The organism is Salinispora vitiensis (assembly GCF_000378825.1).
GTDB lineage: Bacteria > Actinomycetota > Actinomycetes > Mycobacteriales > Micromonosporaceae > Micromonospora > Micromonospora vitiensis.
Genome location: NZ_KB900388.1, coordinates 3,290,337 through 3,308,741 on the forward strand (window position 1 = coordinate 3,290,337; position 18,405 = coordinate 3,308,741).

An 18,405-nucleotide genomic window follows, 5' to 3' on the forward strand; every position below is an offset into this window, starting at 1 on the left:
GGAGCCAGGTCAGCTGGCGAGCTGCCGGCGTACCTCGGCGGCGACCCGTCCCCCGGCGGCCTGGCCGGCCACCGCGGCCTGGGCGGCCTTCATCGCCGGGCCCATCTGCCCCATGCCGGTGAAACCACCCACGGTCAGGGCGGTCCGGACCGCCTCTGCCAGTTCGTCGTCGGAGAGCTGGCTCGGCAGGTACCGCTCCAGCACCACACCCTCAGCGGTCTCCTTCGCGGCCTGCTCGTCGCGGCCGGCCTCGGCGAAGGCGGCAGCCGCCTCCCGGCGCTTCTTCGCCTCCTTGCCTAGGAGGGCGAGCACCTCCTCGTCACCGAGCTCCCGCTTGGCCTGACCGGCGACCTCGGCCGCGCCGACGGCGGCCAGCGCCATCCGCAGCGTGGAGGTGGTCATCTCGTCACGTGCCTTCAGCGCGGCCCGCATGTCCGTGGTGAGGCGGTCCTTCAAGGTACCCATGGACGGTCAAACTACTCTGTCAGCCATGGGAAAGCGCACACTATTCCGCTTCGCCGCCGGCACCGCCGTCGTGGGTGCGGCCACCCTGGCGTACGCATCGCTGATCGAGCGCAACATGTTCACCCTACGGCGGTACGAGGTGCCGGTGTTGCCGGCAGACGCGGAACCGCTGCGCATCCTGCACCTGTCCGACCTGCACATGACGCCCGGGCAGCGACGCAAGCAGGAGTGGGTGGCGTCGCTGGCCGGACTGGACCCGGACCTGGTCCTGGTGACCGGCGACAACATGGCCAACCCCGACGCGGTCCCCGGGGTCCTGTGCGCGCTGCAGCCGCTCCTCGACCGCCCGGGCGCCTTCGTCTTCGGCTCCAACGACTACACCGGCCCGGTCTGGAAGAACCCGTTCACCTACTTCCTGCCCGACCGCGACTACACCGAGGGCGTGACCCTGCCCTATGACGAACTGCGGGACATCTTCACCGGTGCCGGCTGGGCCGACCTGAGCAACGCCCGTACCACGCTCAAGGCCGGCGGGCGGCTGGTGGAGCTGGTCGGGGTGGACGACCCACACATCGAGCGGGACGACTACCCGTCCGTTGCCGGCCCGGTCTCCCCCTCGGCCGACCTCTCGATCGCCCTCAGCCACTCCCCAGAACCGGCCGTGCTGGACCAGATGGCCGCCGACGGGTTCAGCCTGCTACTCGCCGGACACACCCATGGCGGTCAGGTCTGCGTACCGGGCGTCGGAGCCCTGGTGACGAACTGCGGGCTGCACCGCTCGATGGCCAAGGGCCTGCACCGCTGGCCCGGCTCGGACGCCTGGCTGCACGTCTCGGCCGGCCTCGGCACCCATCCGACCGCGCCGGTCCGCTTCGCCTGCCCGCCCGAGGCGAGCATCCTGACCCTGATCCCCCGCTGAGCCGGCGACGACCCGGGGATACCGAATTTGCCCCGCGGATCGGGTGGGCTAGTATTTGTCGGCACGCCTCGGGGTGTGGCGCAGCTTGGTAGCGCGCTTCGTTCGGGACGAAGAGGTCGTCGGTTCGAATCCGGCCACCCCGACAGAGGTCAGGGGCCACTCTCCATCGATGAGAGTGGCCCCTGATTCATTCGTACCGCGGGTCGGGCCGTCGGCATCGGCCATCGCCAATCACTCACGGTTCACCGTTCGCCTGCGGACCGCACCGTGGTGAAGGAACGCAGTCACCAGGAACAACACCGCGCCGATGCTGAACCAGAGCGTCCACAACGCCAGCCGCCAGTGCACCACCGACCAGTCGAAACCAGGGCTGGGACGCAGGGCGCCGACCTCCAGCAGCACGTCCTGCACCCCCGCCAGTACCGCTCGCAGCGCCAGCACACACCCGCCGGCCCACAGCACCGTACGCACCGACCAATCCGGCAGCCGCCTTCCCCATTCGGTCACCGTCGCCAAACACCCCGCCCCGCCCACCAGCAGGGCCAGCGCCACGTCCCAGAGACCCACCACCACGAACCACTCGTACTCCAGCAGGTCAGCACTCCCGGTCGCCGCCACGAACCCCGTCCGCCCACCCAGCGCCCGAACAGATGGGCCGCGGCGAAGAGCAGGCACCACACCACACCGCACCGCACCACGCCACCCATACCGCAGCTCCCGCCGCTCTCACGGCACCGCCTGCCCGGAGAGGGAGGACGCGCCCGTACCCTCCCGCTCAAGCACCCGGTCCGCCATCTTGTGCACCCGCCTTTCCGGCGGTCGGCCTGAGGGGGCCGACCGCCGATCCGTTTCATGGGCCTCGATCGGGTTTAGTCGGCGGCCAGCAACCGGGGGTCGATCGCCTCCTTGAGCGCGGGCAGCATCAGCGCCGCGGCGGTGAGCGCCGCCACCCCGCAGCCAACCGCGGTCGCCGCCAGCTGGGTCCAGGGAATCGTCAGCTCGGGGCGTTCCGTGATGACGAAGAACGCCTCCGCTACCGGGACCGTGCAGGCCAGGCCGAGCAGCACACCGGGCAGCAGGTTCGCCGCCGTTTGCCCCAATAACACCATTCGCAGCGTACGTACGGTGGCTCCCTGCGCGCGCAGCGCGGCGACCGCGCGGCGCTCTTCGAGGAGTCGATCGAGCAGGGCCACCGCGAGGGAGAGCGTGGAGACGACGAAGGCCAGCACGAGCCCCGCCCAGGTAACCCGCTGATACATCGCACTCACTGACTGGTGCTGCTGGATCATCGCCGCCACGTAGCGGACCTCCCGATCACCCCCCTCCTGAAGGCCCTGGATGGCCGTACGCACTCGTTCGACGGTGCCGGGGTCGCTGCTGGACACGGTCACCAGGAGCTGGCCAGCGCGGAGCGCCTCCGTCGGCACCCCGGACATCGGCACGATCCCCAGACCGAGACCACCTAGCTCCTCCAGTCCTTCCGGGACACGCTCGAAGGCCGGGCCGTACCGGATCGGGCCGAGTTCGACGTAGTTGAGGCCGTCGGCGCTCTCGGAGTCCACTCGGTATGCCGCCAGCGGCCTCCCATCAGCCAGGCGACTCTGCTCACCCACACCCGTAAGGTAGGTGACCTCCGGGTCGCACTTGGGCAGTGGCGCGCGTAGCACGGTCGACAGGGCGGCGCAGTCACCGGCGGTCGCGTACAGGCCTCCACTTGCCGCACCCTGGACACCCAGTTCCAGCTGGACCAGCAGCGCCACACCGGTGACCCCGGGCAGATCCAGTTCGCCTGGCTCCGGTGCCCGCTCGACGTTCGCGATCATTGTTTGTGGCTTGAGGCTCTGCTCCAGCCGAGCCAGTGACGAAGCGTTCCCCGCGTCGGCCATCGGCAGCACGGCGAGGAACCAGCCGGCGGCGAACACCAGGAGGGTGACGACGCCCACCACCCGCGCGGCGGAGCCCGCCGAAGCCTGGGCGCGCCGGGCCGCGAGAAGCATGGTCGGATGACGGTCCATCCGCAGCAGAAGCTTGGCGACGCCGAGGCAGAGCACTGGCGCGCCCACCAGCAGGCCGACCATGATCAGCGCCCCAGCCAGGAAGAACGGCACCGCGGCGTCGCTCTGGGACAGGTTGGTCAGGAGCAGCCAGCCGACCAGTGCCAGCCCGGCGATCAGCGGCAGCAGCCGCCACAGCCCGGGCCGGTTCACGGCAGCACGTCGAACCACGCCCAGCGGATTGATGATCATGCGCCGCAGCGCCCCCACGGCCGTCAACGTGGCGAACACCGGCAGCCCGACGATGATCGCCACGGCCGCCGGGGCTGGCGGCAGGGCGTCGAGGAAGAACGCACCCCCGCCCGGCAACCAACGCGCCAGTGCGGCGGTGAGCGCCACGAAGCTGAGGCCGCCTCCCACCGCGCCCACAGCCGACGCCAGCCCGACCTCGGCCGCGGTGAGGATCCGCACCTGCGCGGCCGACATCCCGGCTAGCCGAAGCGCGGCCAGCCGGCGATCTCGTTCTTGTGAACCCCAGCGGACCGCGTTGACGACCAATGCGAGTAGTGGAAGCAGCAGGGCCGCGAGGCCAACCGGCACCGCCAGGCGCAGCCCGCCCGGAAGGCGAGGAACATCCTGGGGCTTGGCACCCCAACCAGAGGACGGGACGTGGTCAGTGGGAAAAGCCGCGGGATCCGCGCCCATCCACAGGACCCACTCGCGCGGCCCGGTCAGGCCGGCGTCCCCGACAGTGCCGATGATCGATTGCGGGTATCGCTCGCGCAGCGTCACGTCCGTCCGCAGCGCGGCCTCCACCTCCGGGGAGACGACAATCTCCCCGGGGCCCGGCAGGCGTTCCAGCCCTGGTGGTGGCGGGGCATCCGACCGGATCGCGGCTACCTCTTTCACCAGTAGCGGCTGATCCAGGTAGACATCGCTCCACCCACGATGCAGCAGCGTGCCCGCCGACCGGGGCTCGCCCTTCTCCAGGGTGGAGGATCGGTCGGCCGCGCGGTCCCGCTGAGCCTCGCTCAGTGGCAACACGGCCGCGCCGGCGAGCAGGAACAGCGCGGCCACCGCCATACCGGCAGCCGTGAAGACAAATCGCAATCGCGATCGCGGGCTGCCGAGCGCCAGCTGCCCGGCGAGTCCGACGACTCGGGTCAGGTTCAACGCGGCACCCCTGTCGTCGGGGCGGCCATCCGGCCGTCCCGCAGCACCAACTCACGTTCCGCGTACGCGGCGATCTTGTCGTCGTGGGTCACCAGCACGAGGGCGCAGTGACGGTCTCGCACCTGCCGGGTCAGCAGCTCCATCACCAGTTCCCCGTTGGCACTGTCGAGCGCTCCCGTGGGCTCGTCGGCGAAGATGACATCCGGGTCGGTGGCCAGGGCTCTGGCCACCGCCACCCGCTGCTGCTGACCGCCGGACATCTCACCGGGCCGGCGCCCGGCCAGGTCCACGACGTCGAGGTCCTGTAACCATCGCCGCGCGGTCTCCTCGGCCGGTTTCCGGCCGGTGCCGTTAAGGCGCAGGTTCAGCGACACATTTTCCAGGGCGGTTAGCTCCGGCACCAGGTGCCCGAACTGGAAGACGAAGCCGAAACGTTGACGACGTAGCGCGCTGCGCTTGGCATCGGGCAGCGTGCTCAGGTCCCGGCCGTTGAGGCACACCTGCCCCTCGTCCGGAGTTACCAACCCCGACAGGCAGTGCAGAAGCGTCGACTTGCCGGAGCCACTCGAACCAATAATCGCGATACTGTCCCCACGCGCGATGGTCACCTCGACCCCGTCCAAAGCGCGGGTCATCCCGTAGGTGACTCGAAGCCCCCGCGCCTGCAGGAAAGGCGCTCCGGACTGGTCCGGCGCCGGCGAAAACTCCATTACCTGGTTCATCTCGGGGTGACCGCACCCTTCTGCAAGTCACTAGCCTCCAGCTCAGGCTGCCCCTCGGCCGAGTGCGCCTCCGGTCCGGTGGTGACAGTCTTCACCTCCCGCGAACCATCCTCGCCAACGCGGGCATGCTTGGGTTTGTAGGTAGACATACTGCTCCTTCAGGTTGTGCCCGGAGGCGACAGCCTCCGTCAGCGATTCACCCGATGAGATCCTGTCGAATCTTGGCCAGTCGCCGCTCCGTCGAATCGATCCAACGAAGGTCGGCATCGAGGTGCAGAATCGCCAAGTCAGCGGCGATCACGTCGATGTCGCGAGAATCGGGAGCGGACTTGATTTTCGTCATGTCCCGCATAAGGGCACGGTGTGCGGCCCGCTGCACATCAAGCACCCGACTGGCGTCTCGTTGGGTCAGCACGGCGAGCAACACTTTGGCGTACAGGTCCGGCTGGAGGTACGGCTGAATTCCCTCTGGTTGAAAGAACCAGCGCTCCAACCCGGCTGCACCCGCCGGGGTCACCTCGAAAGATGTCCGCTCCGGGCCGCCGGCTCGCTCGACCCCCACCACATCCACCAGGCCGTCACGCCGCAGTCGTTGGAGGGTGCTGTAGATCTGACCAGAGCGCAACGGTCGTCGGAGCCCAAGCACGGCGTCGTACTGTCTCCGCAGCTCATAGCCGTGGAGGGGACGCGGTTCCATCAGGGCGAGCAGGGTTTCTGGTACCGGCACGTGGAGTAGTATCCACTGAGTGGCTAGTGTTGGCAACCAGACCGACCAAACCAGGGGCCACCGAGCGGGGACCTGACCCGGCCACCCGTAACACTCCACGAATGCCGGGCGCTGACCCCACACAGCAACGCCCGGCTCCACGCGCCCGCACCGACAGCGCGGGTGTGGGGTCCGTCGATACGGTGCCACCGCCCGCCGACAGCGGGCGAGGTGCCGGTTTCGGCACCTCGCGGGGGACCGCGTACCCGCTACTTTTCGCCTGCCATCAGACCCAGAACCCGCTTCACGTAAGTGGTTAAAGCGGCCTTGATTGCTGAGTCATCGGGCAACGGCGAGTCGCTGACCATAATCACTACCTGCACGGACACTGGCCCATCTAGCACAAAAACCAGGTCTCGGCGAACCTGCCCAGTCCCCAGGTCTGGCCTATCCAACATGAACCAGGCCACCTCTCCCACACCGTCCAGCGGTTCAGCCGACTTCGGGATTTCCGAATCCCCTGGCTCCGAAGGCTCTAGCTCCGCCGGCTCCGAAGGCTTCAGAATCGTACCGACCTCGACCCGGACCGTCGTCGGCTTATCCCGTGCTGCCGCAAGGACATGACATCGACGGGCCTCCACGTTATCGGGCCGTGGCTCGAAATACCTGAATTGCGGAGACGCTCCAGTAAGCCGGATCAACCAACTGTGGTCCAGCCGATCACAAATGTCATCCAATAGACGGTAGGTGACGGTTGGAGTGACCGACACCGTCGGCATAGCGTCCCGCGAGGGCGAGGCCTCCACACACGCGGAAAGCGCCAGGACCAGTAGCGCCGCGGCACTCCTGCGAATTACACCCGTAATCATGGGCGCAACTATTCCACGCCTGACCCAACGCCACAGAGGACTGCCGCTGTCCAGTTAAGATAGCTTCGGAATCGTGACCTTTTGCCGCATCGTCCGCCGCTGACCAGCACCACGCTTCGAGGTCCGTTTTGGCGCCAAGGAATTAACCACGACAAGCCAGGTTCAAACTGGCGTAAACGGGTATAGCAGCCGCCAGCCGACGTCGAGGGAGGCGACCATGGCGCGTCCGATACCGGAGTTGGACACGGAGGACCTGCGACAGATGGCGGTACGAGGTGGCATCGAGGGCGCGGTCGACATGGACCGGGAGGAACTGCTGGACTCCCTGATCGCCCGCCCCGGCGAGGGGGCCTGGCAGGAGGACCCCAAGCCGGCGGCGGTCAACCCCAACACCTACCGCTACCAGGCTCCCGACGAGCAGTAGGCTCCGCGCGGAACCACGATCGACGGGATGCGGCAGCTGGGTCGGGTGCCGGCGGGTGGTGTGCCCGCTCGGCTCTCTGGCCAGCGAACTCGCCGACGGCGATCTGGAGAATCGCGCCATGTTGCAGAAGTGCTTCACCGCTGGCCGAAGTCATCATGGCTGCCCGGTAAGTTCCGCCCGGTCCGCGTCGTGCCGGCGACCTTATCGCCGCCGGCACGACGCGGACCAGAGCGAACCAGAGCTAGGGCGGTTACAAATTCTCGCCCTGCTCCCCGCGCGGCACCACCATCGACTGGATCTGCGGTAGCTGGGTCCAGTCACTGGTGATGATGCTGGCGTTGGCGCCGGCTAGGAGCAGCAGCCGGTCCCGGGCCTCCGCTTCGGTGGGGTTGGTGCTGCTGATGGCGGGCGCCACCGAGTGCGCACTGGTCATCACCAGCACGTAGTTATTCTCCGCGAACCAGGTGGTGTCACGGTTGAACCATCCGGAGGCCCCACTGTCGAAGACGACGAACCAGGGGCGGATGTCGGCGTCGTACTGGTCCCGGGGGTCGCCGCTGGCAGCACCCCTGGCGGCGGGGAAGATCTGCGCATCCTCGATCTCTCCTGCTGCCGCGAGATCATGGAGGTGCTCCGCGTACTGCTCGTTGGTGGGCGACCAGTCGAATGGATTGTTGTTCTCCACGGTGCCGGGGATGACCTGGAGCAGCACCCGGCCGGCGAGTTCCTCCCGGGTGGGCCAGTTTCCCATCCTGGCCGCCTCGTCGAGGGAGTCGTACCATCCGCCGTCGGGCTTGGCCAGCAGGTCGGCGGGGCGGAAGACCCGATCGCCGAGGCGGCTCCGGACCAGGTCGTCAACCTGATCCACACCCATGCCGAAGGCGGTGGCGAGGCCCAGCTTCGGCTCGATCTTGAGCATCAGGGGACCGCTGTCCGGGTGGGCGTCGAGCCAGACGCGGATGTTGTCCAGACAGTCGCCGAGGTGCTTGTTCCGGCTACCGGCGTAGAGGTCGGCGAGGTTTGACCCGGTCGTACAGTTGTTGTTGTTACTCAGTGGCTCGTCGTGGCTGACCTTCCACTTCCTGGTGAAGATGTTCGGCCAGATGTCGATCTCGATCAGGCTGGTGCCGGTGTCCAGCGCCTCGGCCAGATAGTCGAAGGCCCCCTGCTCGTAGGTGTTGTGGATTCCGACGGTGGTCGCGGATGTGAAGGGCATGTCGTTGGTCGGAGCGGCCATGGCCTGCTGGACCGGCACCGCCAGGCCGGCGATCATGATGGCGACTACGGTCGCCGCGCGACGTGCTAGCACTCATCCTCCTCGATATCCAAGGGCCCACTGAGGCTAGCAGTAGATAGATGGACTTAGGTTTAACGGCAGATTCGACCCAAGTGCCATCCGGTCGAGTACCAAGAGCGCGACAAGGTCCGATGTAGCCGAGGGTCACCGATTCGAAGTAGGGCAGCGCACCCGACGCTTGACATCAGCTATTCGCTCAGTGAATAGTAGCGGCCATGTCCACGCCATACGTGTTGATGGGGCTGCTCGCTGGCGGGCCCAAGCACGGGTACGACCTGAAGCGCGCACACGACGCTCGACTACCCAGGGCGAAACCGCTGGCCTTCGGCCAGGTCTACGCGACCCTCGGCCGACTGGCCCGAGACGGCCTGGTGACTCCAGCGGGTCAGGACCAAGACGCCGGCCCGGAACGCACTTCGTACACGCTGACCGCTACCGGCCGGACGGCACTCACCACGTGGCTCTCGATGGTCGAACCCCCACTGCCACACCTGACCAGCGTGCTGCTCGCCAAGGTCGTGGTGTCCCTCCTGGTCACCGACATCGGCCAGGCCCGCCGCTACCTGGAGACGCAGCGAGCGGCGCACATGGACCGGCTACGGGAGCTCACCGCGCTGAAAACCGATCCGGACGCCACGCTCAGCGACGTGATCGCAGCCGACTACGGCATCGCCCACCTCGATGCGGACCTGCGGTGGCTCCAAACCACCCTGTCTCGCGTCGCTGACCTGCACAAGGAGATAGCTCGATGAGCATCCTGCACGCGCGCGGTGTGGTCCGCGCGTACGGGCACACGCCAGCCCTGCGCGGCGTGACCCTGAACCTGGCGGAGGGCGAGATCGTCGCTGTGACCGGGCCGTCCGGCTGCGGCAAGTCGACGCTGCTGCACTGCATGGCCGGCATCCTGCGGCCGGACGCCGGCGAGGTGATCTATCGCGACCAGCGCATCGACACGTTGTCCGAGGGCGAGCGGTCCCGGCTGCGGCGCACCGAATTCGGGGTGCTCTTCCAGTTCGGGCAGCTCGTTTCGGAGCTGACCACCGCGGAGAACGTGGCGCTTCCGCTGTTACTCGCCGGCACGGGGCGGCGAGCGGCGCGGACCGCGGCACTGTCGTGGCTGGACCGCTGGGTGTGGCGGACCTGGCCGATCAGCGTCCGGGGGAGATGTCCGGGGGCCAGCAGCAGCGCTGCGCGTTGGCCCGGGCGCTGGTTACCGAGCCGCGGGTACTGTTCTGCGACGAGCCGACCGGCGCACTGGACTCGCTCACCGGCGAGCAGGTGCTCAGCCATCTGGTACGGGTTGCCCGCCAGCAGCGCACCACCGTGCTGCTGGTCACCCACGACGCGCGGGTGGCCGGGTACGCGGACCGCGAGGTCACGCTCCGCGACGGCGAGGTGGACCCGAGCGGTTTCGGCGTCGAGGTAGCGGGCCGATGAGACCGATGACGCTGCTGCGGTTGGCCCTCGCCGGCACCCGTACCGACGCGGTGCGGGTGCTACTGACCGGCTTCTCCGCCGGCCTGGCCGGCCTGGGGGTCCTGGCCGCACTGACCGTGGTCGCGATCCCCACAGTCGCGAACGGCGGCAACAACGTGTCCCCGCAGTACCGCAACGCGCTGCTGGCCGAGGCGGGCCTGCGGCCCGGGGTGGTGTTCGCGCTGGTCCTGCTGACCGTGCCGGTGCTGGCGCTGGCCGGCCAGTGCGCGCGGCTCGGCGCCCCGGCTCGGGACCGTCGGCTGTCGTCGATCCGGCTCGCCGGCGCCACACCGGGCCAGACGGTGGCCATCGCGGCGACCGAGACCGGCGTGGCGAGTTCGCTCGGTACGCTGGCTGGCCTCGGCATCTATCTCGGCGGCCGGGAGTTGCTGCACCGGCCGGGGGCCGACGGCCGACTACCGCTACCCACGGACGTGCTGCCACCGTGGTGGGCGCTCGCCGCGGTCTGCGTCGGCATCCCGCTACTCTCCGCGCTGGTCGCCGCCGTCATGCTGCGGCGGGTCGTGGTGACGCCGTTGGGTGTGGTGCGACGGGTACGGACCAAGCGGCCGAAGCCGTGGCCCGGCGTTCTCATCGCGGTCGGTGTCGGCACCACCGCACTCATCGTCCCGCTACAGCGGGGGGTCGGTTTCCTGCCGCCCCAGGTGTTCCTGCTGCTGGTTCTGTTCGCGATGCTCGCCGTGACGGCCGGGACGGTGTTGGGCACCGGCTGGATCTCGTACCGCATCGGGCAGCTGCTGCACCGCTTCGCCCGCCGACCTGCCGGGCTGATAGCCGCCCGGCGGCTGATGGCCGACCCGTGGAGCGGCAGCCGGACCCTGGCCGCGCTGCTGGGTTGCCTCGTGCTGGCCGGCAGCGCGGCGGTCCTCCGCGCGTGGTTCGCCGCCGACTTCGCGCTGGGGAACGAGGTGATGCGGCGTTACGCGGCGACGCAGGGCGTTGACTACATTCCTCCGGAACCAAGCTTCCACCTCGAGTCGCTCGACCTGGTCAACCTGGCGATCACGGTCGGGCTGCTGATCGCCACCGGCGGCCTGGTCGTGGCCCTCACCGAATCGGTCACCTCGCGCCGACGGGCGTACGCGGCACTGGTGGCCACCGGCGTCGGGCGCGGCACCTTGGCCCGAGCCTTGCTCTGGCAGTCAATGGCGCCGGCGGCGCTGGGCGTGCTGCTCGCGCTCGCCGTGGGCACCGGGTTGGCGTACGGCCTCTTCGGCACCACAGTGACCGCTTACGACTTCAGCGTCTGCCCGGCGGGTGACTGCGAGCAACCGCGGATCGTCCAGAATGTGCCGTTCCCCCTGGTCGATGTGGCCCTGTTCGGCGTCGGCGGCCTCGTGGCGCTGCTGGCGGCCGTCGGCGTCGGCCTACTCTTCCTGCGGGCCAGCACCGCGCTGGAGGAGCTGCGCGTCTGAGTGCACCGAGGGCGGCGAGAGCGGCGAGGGCACCGAGTGCGGCGAGCAGCGGCTAGCCCCGTTCCGCGCGGGCGGCGACGTGGGCCTCGATGCCCTCGATCAACTGCCGCAGGCCGAACGTCAGGTCAGTTTCCGTGCTGGTGGCCTCGCCGGCGGCCCCGGCGGGGAGGTCGAAGGTGCCGGCTGACAGCAGGGCACTGAGGGTGGGAAAGCGGTCCGGGCGGGCCACCGCGGCCAGCGCCTCCCCGAAGGAGATCAGGTCGTCTTCGCCGGCCGCCCGGGCCAGGTCGGTGGAGATCCGGGCCAGGCCCTGGGTGGCGCCGGTGAGGAAGAGGGCGAGCGACACCATCTCCTCGTACGTCAGGCCGATGTCTTTGATGACGGCCAGCAGCGCCTCGAGCCAGGCCAGTTGGTTGGGGCCGATCGGTTGGCTGACCTGGGCCCGCAGCATCCACGGGTGGGCCTGGTAGCGGCCCCACAGCGCCGTGACCCAGGCCTCGACCCGCACCTGCCAGCCGCCGGGCACCGCGTCGAGGCCGGGCGGCGCGCCGGATGCCTCGTCGAACATGGCCTCGACCAGGTGCTTCTTGCTCGGCACGTAGCGGTAGAGGGACATCGGGGTCACCTCGAGCCGCTTGGCGACCTGCTGCATGGAGACGGCGTCGATTCCGTCGGCGTCGGCGATCGCGATGGCGGCCACGACGACCTGGGTGACGCTCAGCCCAGGCCTCGGCCCGGGGCTGCTGCGCGGGCGGTCACCCTCGCGCCAGAGGAACTCGAAGGTGCTTGACCCACCACCCGGCGGAGTCTGCTCGGAACCCATCGTGCCGCCCTTCCGTTGACACCCCACGCTAACCGTGTATAGCGTATAGCCATCAGTATAGGCCATATACCGTTGCCACCGGAAGTCGGTCCCGGCCCATTGGGGGCACTGGCACCGCCGCCACCGGGAAGCAACGACAGGAGAGGCGGAAGGGAAATGGAGCACGAATACGCGATTCAGGTTCGGGGCCTCCGAAAGGACTACGGGAGGGTCGAGGCGCTCCGAGGGGTGGATCTGGACGTTCGCCGAGGCACCCTGCTGGCCCTGCTCGGCCCCAACGGCTCCGGCAAGACCACCGTGGTGAAGACGCTGAGCACGCTCACCCGACCATCGCGCGGGTCCGTCGTCGTCAACGGCTACGACGTAACGCGGCGACGCAACGGAGTGCGGAGCTCAATCGGGATGGTCAGCCAGTTCGTCGCACTCGACTGGCTGCACAGCGGCCGGGAAAACCTGGTGCTGCTGGGCCGACTCCAGAAGCTCAGCAAGACCAACGCCACCCGCCGGGCAGCGCAGCTACTGGAACGATTCGAGTTGACCGAGGCCGCCGACCGGCCGGTCAAGACCTACTCCGGGGGTATGAAGCGCCGGCTGGACCTGGCCGCCAGCCTGATCGTCACCCCACCCGTGCTGTTGCTGGACGAGCCCACGACCGGCCTCGACCCGCGCAGTCGGGCGGTGCTGTGGGAGGTGATCAGGCAGCTACTCGGCGAGGGCATCACCATCCTGCTCACCACGCAGTACCTGGAGGAGGCCGACCGGCTGGCCGACCAGATCGCCGTCCTCAACGACGGCCGGATCATCGCCCGGGGCACCGCCGACCAGCTCAAACAAGGCGTGGGCCGGGAGCGGGTGGCAGTCGTGCTGCGCGGCCCCGAGGACTTCCGCCGGGCCGGCGACCTGCTCGTCGGGCCGGGCCTCACCCGCGACCCGGAGACCCGAACGATCAGTTTGGCGATCGACGGGCCGTCGCGGGTCAAGCACCTGCTCGACCTTCTGGCCGAGCACGGCCTGGCGATCGACTCACTGTCGCTGACCAAGCCCACCCTGGACGACGTCTTCTTCGCCCTCACCCAGCGGGCGAGCGACCCTCCGGACGCCGACTCGATGCCCGCCCGCCGCGAGCCCAACGACGAGCTGGGAGCCCTCCGATGACCAGCCAGACCCAGACCGGCGAGGGCGTCGCCCTACCGGACACCCGCACGAAGCTGTACTGGGCGATCAACGACAACCTCGTCCTGATCGGCCGCCATCTGGGGCACCTGACCCGTAGCCCCGACCAGCTCTTCACCGCGCTCATGTTGCCGGCGACCCTGCTGCTGCTGTTTCGTTTCATGTTCGGTGGGGCGATCGACGTCGGAAACACCACCTACGTCAACTACCTCGTCCCCGGCATTCTGGTCATCGGCGTCACCATGGTCGCTGTTTCCACCAGTGCGGCCGTCCAATCCGACATGCAGGAGGGCGTGGTCGACCGGTACCGCACGATCGCCATGGCGGATTCTGCGGTAATCATCGGTCACGTCGTCGCCGCCGTCGTCCGCGCGGCGATCTCGCTGGTCGCCATGGTCGGCCTCGGAATCGCCGTGGGATTCCGCCCGGCCGGCTCCGCTCTCGACTGGGTGCTGACCGCCGGGACGCTCCTCCTCTTCGCCTTCTCACTGGCCTGGGTCGCCGCCGTGCTCGGCCTGGTCGCCAGGTCGGCGGACGGCGCCAGCGGGCTCGGCCTGATCCTCATGTTCAGCCCCTACGCCAGCAGCGCCTTCGTCCAGCCGGAGACGCTCCCCGACGGTCTGCGCGGCTTCGTCGAGCACCAACCGGTGACCCTTGTTGTCGACACCGTCCGCGCGCTCCTGCTCGGGCTGCCGGTGGGCAACACCGGCTGGTACGCGGTGCTCTGGTGGGTCGCGATCCTCGGCGTGGCGGCTCCGGTGGCCACTCGGCTCTACCACCGCCGGTACGCGTGAGGGCTGAAACCCCGTACCGGGTGGGCGATCGCACGTCAGTGGGCGGCCATCACTCAAACGGGTCGGAGTTCGGCCGGTATCCCGTCAAAAATCGCCGAAGTAAAACGCTGAAACAACGGCTGCAACTAGGTTTAGCGAGTAGGCAAAGCAAGACTTACCTAACCTAGGTAAGGCTTACTTACTCCGCTCAGGCGTGGCAACAACGAAACATGATTATTCTTTACCGGGTGAGGTTTACTGCTACAGTGTCGGCGTCGGAAAAACCCGCAGTCTGCACCGGCTCAACGTTTACGTCTCGTCGCTGCGGCAATGCTGACTGACACCTTGTTTCGCCGCGCTGGCTCGTTCCGGCCTGCCGGCCCGCACGGCCTTGGAGGCATCAATGAAAACTCTGCTGCAGTCACCCCCGGTACGCGAATGCGCCGCCACGGCGTGCAGTTTCAACGACGGCGGCTGCCACGCTCCCGCGATCACCGTGGCCTCGGCGGGTGACGCCGCCTCCTGCGCGACGTTCGTGGAGTCCGCCGTCTCCGGCGGGGTCGCCGAGGTGACCGGCGCGGTGGGCGCCTGCGCCCGCTCCGAGTGCGCCTTCAACACCAACCTCGCCTGCACCGCCGAGTCCATCACCGTCGGCCCCGGCGCCACCGTCAGCGATTGCCTCACCTACCGGCCCGCCTGACACCGGCGCACCGGTCCACCCAGAGCCCTCGGCGCAGCAGCCGGGGGCTTTGGTGTGCGCCCGGTCGGCCCGCCGCCACCCTCGGTGGTCGCCCGGACCTCACTCTCGGTGGTCGCCCGGACCCCACCGGCCCACGGTGAACTGCCTCACCTGCGACATCGGCAGCCGAGCGCCGCGCTTGGCAAGGTTAGGCTTACCTATTAGAGTCGAGTCCCGAGGCCGAGCTCACTTCACTTCCATGGCCGAGGGGACTACATGGCGTTCCAACCAGGCGACTGGCCAGCGAGTCTGACCGGTTCAGCGCCCGCCCGTGGGGCGATGTCGGAAACGGCGCTCGCCGGCACCCGCGTCCTGCCGACCGACCACCACGCGGTGATCTCGCGCTCCGCCCTCTCCACCGCCACCTCCCTGCGGCTGCGTCTCGGCGACACCGCCATTGACCTGATCCAGTCGCATGCCCTGCTGCCCGACGGCACGGTGATCCTGGCGGTCGACGCGATGAGCCCGACCGGCGGTCTGCTGGTGGCGGCCCGTGGGCGACGCGGCGAGGTGCAACTCGACGTGACCCAGCTCGTCCCGGTCGCCGTCCGCTCCCGGGTGCGGGCCAGAGTGCGGGTGACGGGTACCGCGCACCGATTCGACCCGGCGAACCTGGAGTCCTGCGACGCCGACACGGTGATGTCCCTGCTCGACCTGCCCCCCGTCGCGCTCTGGACGGTCGAACCGGTCGAGGTCACGGTCACCAGCGGCGACGATGAAGCCCTGGTGGGCGCCAGTACCTACCGGGCGACCTGCCCGGATCCGCTCGCCACCGTCGAAGCCACCCACCTACAGCATCTGATCCAGCACCATCGGGACGCGGTGGACCAACTGACGACCCTGGTCAACCCGGAGTTGACGGCGAAGGCGACGCGAGTCGTGCCGGTTGCGGTTGACGCCGACGGCATGGTGCTCCGCGCCGAGGCGCCCGGCGGCCACCTCGATGTCCGGCTGCCGTTCGCCCGCCGGGTCACCTCCAGCGCCGACCTCACGGCGGGGCTGCGGGACCTGCTCGCCAAGGCCACACCGCACCGGTCCGGCTGCTCACCCCACGGCACGGCCGCCCGCTGCGGCCTGCCAGCGGCGGAGTGCGCGATTCCGTCCGTCTGATCGTCAATCCAGCCCGGGCCTTCTGATCGTCAACTCAGCCTGGCCCGCCCGCCCGCTTCCCACTCAGCGGCTGGCGGGTGACGGAGGCTGCCGGCTACCAGATCCGGGAACGCCGGCCGCAGGCGGCACCTCGCTCCACCAGCGCGGCCATGCGCTCGCGGAGCTCATCCGGGTGGCGCAACGCCGGGGTGAACCCGAGCCGGACGTCGCGGTGGCCGCTCATCCGCTCCAGCCGCAGCACCAGTCCGTGCCGGTCTAGGCGAAGCGGAACGACCCGCCGTACGCCGTACCGGTGCCGTGGTGCGACCAGACGGCAGAGCGATTCGACCGTACGCGGGTGGTGGCGGTCGAGGTGGCAGAGGAGTTCCGCCTCCTCGGCGGCGAGCGGGTCTGCTTCGGCGGCGGCGAAGTCATCCGGGTCCACGGTCGTGGTGGCCCCGTCGACGCTGAGCTCGACGGCGGCGAGGTCGAACTCGACGGTTAGGTCCTCGTTGTCGCCGGGGGCGACCGGGGTGAGCCAACCACTGAACGTGCCACGACCACGGACGCGCTCCCGGACCGGCGTCGGTGCCACATCGGTGATCTCAACGACCGCCGCGACCTCGCGCTGGCGGGTGATGTCGGTGGCCAACCGGCTATCGATCGGGAGGTCCATCCGGATCCGGCCGCGCGGATTGAGCGTGTGCCGGTTGATCAAGTCGGCCCGGTGCCCGGGTGTCCGCAGCTCCAGCGAGGTGGCCGCGGCGACGATCGTCCGGAGCCGCTGCGCGGAAGCCGCGGGGTGGGTGTTGCTCAACCTGGCACCTCCTATTAGGTTAGGCTTACCTTACTAGAGAGGTGCAGAATGAACCAGTCCCGCCCCAAGGTCAAGCGCTCCCGCGCCCTCGGCATCCCCCTGACCCCGAAGTGCGTGCGCTACTTCGAGCGCCGTCCCTTCCCGCCCGGCCAACACGGCCGATCCCGCAAGAGCACCAGCGACTACAAGATCCGGCTCCTGGAAAAGCAGCGGCTGAAGGCGCAGTACCACGTCAACGAAGGGCAGCTACGGCAGGCATTCACCCGGGCCGCCCGGCTCGAAAGCAAGACCGGCGAGGCCCTCATCGTCGACCTGGAGACCAGACTGGACGCACTGGTCCTGCGGTCCGGACTGGCACGGACGATCTACCAGGCCCGACAGGCGGTCACCCACCGGCACATCACGGTGAACGGACGCCGGGTCGACCGCCCGTCGGCCCGGGTGCGCCCGGATGACGTCATCGCTGTCGCGGCCCGCAGCCGCACCAAGACGCCCTTCGTCGTCGCGGCGGCTGGGGCACACGCTACGGAAAAGTCCGCGCCCTACCTGTCGGTCAACCTCGCCGACCTGACCGTACGACTGCTCCGGCTACCGCTACGGTCCGAGGTGCCGGTGACCTGCCAAGAACAACTCGTCGTCGAGTACTACTCGCGCTAGGCCTCCGCGCCGGCGCATTGCCGCGCAGGCCAGCCCGGGCATCATCCGCTACGGAAGAACTAGGGGCATTCCACCGATTTCGTCTCTATCTTCAGCCCACTGGGCCCGATGAAGCTGCTCCACATGGTCGTGAAGTTGCCACAGGCGGTCGTCCAGGACGAGTTACCTGCCCGGATATCGTCCAAGTGAACGAGCTCCTCGGTCGGCTCGTCGCCATCACCCTCGACGCCGGTGCTGTAAACCCACGTTCCGGACAGGGCGCGGGGCGAGTAGATGGACGTTTCCAGCTTGTACGGCCCCGACCCGACGATGCGCGAGCACAGCTTGACTTCTTGCACGGTGCTGCACTTCTGGGTCGAGCCGGTGCTGGGCTTGGCCGGCGACGACGGTGCCGACACGGTTCGGGTCGGCGCACCGGAGGGGGCGGGCCCGTCGGTCGCGGCCCCCCCTGCAGACGGCGGGGACGGGGATCCGGATGCGGACGGGGACAGCGAGGGGGACAGTGAGGGGGACGGCACGAGTGCGGCGGTGGTGGTCGGCGCGGGTTCGGTGCCGGGGAACGTCTCGGCCGCAACCCCGGTCGGTGACGGCTCCGCCGGTGGGTCCGCTAGCACGCTGAAAGCGACCGCGGACAGCGTGACCGCCAGAGACACCACAACGACCAGGTGTTGACGCCGCAGTCGGGCCGGGAGTAACTGGCTGGCGTGCTCACGCCACCCGGCGCGCCGCTGGACCCGTACCGCGTTGACCGGCTGTCTGCCCCCGTCGCTCTCCGGTGGCAGCGAGGGGGTGCTGGCGGCCAGCCCTTCCGCAGGAGGGTCACCGGACTTGGGCGAGTCAGTCATGGGCTCCG

General features: G+C 69.0%; 20 protein-coding genes, 1 tRNA gene and 2 pseudogenes. 13 read left to right on the top strand and 10 right to left on the bottom strand.

Features of this window, described 5'->3' with window-relative positions:
- Positions 1–9: 9 nt before the first annotated feature.
- Entirely contained in the window at positions 10–465 is a 456-nt protein-coding gene (locus SALPAC2_RS0115425; protein ID WP_018217542.1) for a GatB/YqeY domain-containing protein, read from the bottom strand.
- 25 nt (positions 466–490) lie between these two features.
- On the opposite strand from SALPAC2_RS0115425, the gene SALPAC2_RS0115430 reads away from it, so the two are divergent.
- A complete protein-coding gene (locus SALPAC2_RS0115430; protein WP_018217543.1) occupies positions 491–1,384 on the top strand; it encodes a metallophosphoesterase in 894 nt (297 codons plus the stop codon).
- 69 nt (positions 1,385–1,453) lie between these two features.
- Positions 1,454–1,527: transfer RNA gene (locus tag SALPAC2_RS0115435), tRNA-Pro, on the top strand.
- Positions 1,528–1,615: 88 nt separating this feature from the next.
- Here the strand turns inward: SALPAC2_RS0115435 and SALPAC2_RS0115440 are convergent.
- The 5 genes from SALPAC2_RS0115440 to SALPAC2_RS0115455 form a co-directional block, all read right to left on the bottom strand.
- Positions 1,616–2,074, bottom strand: a complete 459-nt coding sequence (locus SALPAC2_RS0115440) for a DUF3995 domain-containing protein (protein WP_317889005.1) — start codon at positions 2,072–2,074, stop codon at positions 1,616–1,618.
- A gap of 179 nt (positions 2,075–2,253) precedes the next feature.
- Entirely contained in the window at positions 2,254–4,551 is a 2,298-nt protein-coding gene (locus tag SALPAC2_RS0115445) for an ABC transporter permease (RefSeq protein WP_018217545.1), read from the bottom strand.
- Entirely contained in the window at positions 4,548–5,273 is a 726-nt protein-coding gene (locus SALPAC2_RS0115450) for an ABC transporter ATP-binding protein (protein ID WP_018217546.1), read from the bottom strand. The genes SALPAC2_RS0115445 and SALPAC2_RS0115450 overlap by 4 nt, the downstream gene beginning before the upstream one ends.
- Positions 5,270–5,422, bottom strand: coding sequence for a hypothetical protein (locus SALPAC2_RS27555; RefSeq protein ID WP_188115884.1), 153 nt, complete (start codon positions 5,420–5,422; stop codon positions 5,270–5,272). Before SALPAC2_RS27555 ends, SALPAC2_RS0115450 begins: the two co-directional genes overlap by 4 nt.
- Before the next feature lie 47 nt (positions 5,423–5,469).
- Positions 5,470–6,000, bottom strand: coding sequence for a PadR family transcriptional regulator (locus SALPAC2_RS0115455; protein ID WP_018217547.1), 531 nt, complete (start codon positions 5,998–6,000; stop codon positions 5,470–5,472).
- 1,065 nt (positions 6,001–7,065) lie between these two features.
- Here SALPAC2_RS0115455 and SALPAC2_RS0115460 point away from each other — a divergent pair.
- Together SALPAC2_RS0115460 and SALPAC2_RS27000 are read left to right on the top strand one after the other, a co-directional pair.
- Complete coding sequence (locus SALPAC2_RS0115460; protein ID WP_018217548.1) at positions 7,066–7,272, top strand: hypothetical protein; 207 nt, start codon at positions 7,066–7,068, stop codon at positions 7,270–7,272.
- Positions 7,273–7,333: 61 nt separating this feature from the next.
- A pseudogene (locus SALPAC2_RS27000) lies at positions 7,334–7,424 on the top strand (TetR/AcrR family transcriptional regulator); the annotation flags it as partial.
- 98 nt (positions 7,425–7,522) lie between these two features.
- On the opposite strand, the gene SALPAC2_RS0115465 reads toward SALPAC2_RS27000, so the two are convergent.
- Complete coding sequence (locus tag SALPAC2_RS0115465) at positions 7,523–8,545, bottom strand: phosphatidylinositol-specific phospholipase C domain-containing protein (RefSeq protein ID WP_080637008.1); 1,023 nt, start codon at positions 8,543–8,545, stop codon at positions 7,523–7,525.
- 239 nt (positions 8,546–8,784) lie between these two features.
- Here SALPAC2_RS0115465 and SALPAC2_RS0115470 point away from each other — a divergent pair, with 239 nt between their 5' ends.
- The 3 genes and pseudogenes from SALPAC2_RS0115470 (at position 8,785) to SALPAC2_RS0115480 (ending at position 11,481) form a co-directional block, all read left to right on the top strand.
- A complete protein-coding gene (locus tag SALPAC2_RS0115470) occupies positions 8,785–9,321 on the top strand; it encodes a PadR family transcriptional regulator (protein ID WP_018217550.1) in 537 nt (178 codons plus the stop codon).
- Positions 9,318–10,006, top strand: a pseudogene (locus SALPAC2_RS24900) (ABC transporter ATP-binding protein). Before SALPAC2_RS0115470 ends, SALPAC2_RS24900 begins: the two are co-directional and overlap by 4 nt.
- A 5-nt stretch (positions 10,007–10,011) precedes the next feature.
- Positions 10,012–11,481, top strand: coding sequence for an FtsX-like permease family protein (locus SALPAC2_RS0115480; protein ID WP_018217552.1), 1,470 nt, complete (start codon positions 10,012–10,014; stop codon positions 11,479–11,481).
- A 52-nt stretch (positions 11,482–11,533) separates the two neighbouring features.
- On the opposite strand, the gene SALPAC2_RS0115485 is transcribed toward SALPAC2_RS0115480, so the two are convergent.
- Positions 11,534–12,304 (bottom strand): TetR/AcrR family transcriptional regulator, encoded by a 771-nt coding sequence (locus tag SALPAC2_RS0115485; RefSeq protein WP_018217553.1) that lies wholly within the window; start codon positions 12,302–12,304, stop codon positions 11,534–11,536.
- Between the two features lie 156 nt (positions 12,305–12,460).
- Here SALPAC2_RS0115485 and SALPAC2_RS0115490 point away from each other — a divergent pair, with 156 nt between their 5' ends.
- From SALPAC2_RS0115490 to SALPAC2_RS0115505, 4 genes are all read left to right on the top strand, one after another.
- Positions 12,461–13,459: a daunorubicin resistance protein DrrA family ABC transporter ATP-binding protein gene (locus tag SALPAC2_RS0115490; RefSeq protein ID WP_018217554.1), complete on the top strand. Its 999-nt coding sequence runs from the start codon at positions 12,461–12,463 to the stop codon at positions 13,457–13,459.
- Positions 13,456–14,271: an ABC transporter permease gene (locus SALPAC2_RS0115495; RefSeq protein ID WP_018217555.1), complete on the top strand. Its 816-nt coding sequence runs from the start codon at positions 13,456–13,458 to the stop codon at positions 14,269–14,271. The genes SALPAC2_RS0115490 and SALPAC2_RS0115495 overlap by 4 nt, the downstream gene beginning before the upstream one ends.
- Positions 14,272–14,653: 382 nt before the next feature.
- Complete coding sequence (locus tag SALPAC2_RS0115500; RefSeq protein ID WP_018217556.1) at positions 14,654–14,950, top strand: DUF1540 domain-containing protein; 297 nt, start codon at positions 14,654–14,656, stop codon at positions 14,948–14,950.
- Positions 14,951–15,268: 318 nt separating this feature from the next.
- Complete coding sequence (locus SALPAC2_RS0115505) at positions 15,269–16,099, top strand: DUF2470 domain-containing protein (RefSeq protein WP_018217557.1); 831 nt, start codon at positions 15,269–15,271, stop codon at positions 16,097–16,099.
- 94 nt (positions 16,100–16,193) lie between these two features.
- Here the strand turns inward: SALPAC2_RS0115505 and SALPAC2_RS0115510 are convergent, their stop codons facing one another.
- On the bottom strand, positions 16,194–16,895 hold the full coding sequence (locus tag SALPAC2_RS0115510; protein WP_018217558.1) for a DUF2470 domain-containing protein: 702 nt from the start codon (positions 16,893–16,895) through the stop codon (positions 16,194–16,196).
- 48 nt (positions 16,896–16,943) lie between these two features.
- Here SALPAC2_RS0115510 and rpsD point away from each other — a divergent pair, with 48 nt between their 5' ends.
- Positions 16,944–17,552, top strand: coding sequence for a 30S ribosomal protein S4 (rpsD, locus tag SALPAC2_RS0115515; protein ID WP_018217559.1), 609 nt, complete (start codon positions 16,944–16,946; stop codon positions 17,550–17,552).
- 59 nt (positions 17,553–17,611) lie between these two features.
- On the opposite strand, the gene SALPAC2_RS28345 is transcribed toward rpsD, so the two are convergent.
- Complete coding sequence (locus SALPAC2_RS28345; protein WP_018217560.1) at positions 17,612–17,890, bottom strand: hypothetical protein; 279 nt, start codon at positions 17,888–17,890, stop codon at positions 17,612–17,614.
- A gap of 1 nt (position 17,891) precedes the next feature.
- Between SALPAC2_RS28345 and SALPAC2_RS28530 the strand changes: the two genes are divergently transcribed.
- Positions 17,892–18,224 carry a hypothetical protein gene (locus SALPAC2_RS28530; RefSeq protein ID WP_018217561.1) on the top strand — a complete coding sequence of 111 codons (333 nt, stop codon included), beginning with the start codon at positions 17,892–17,894 and terminating at the stop codon, positions 18,222–18,224.
- Positions 18,225–18,405 lie beyond the last annotated feature (181 nt).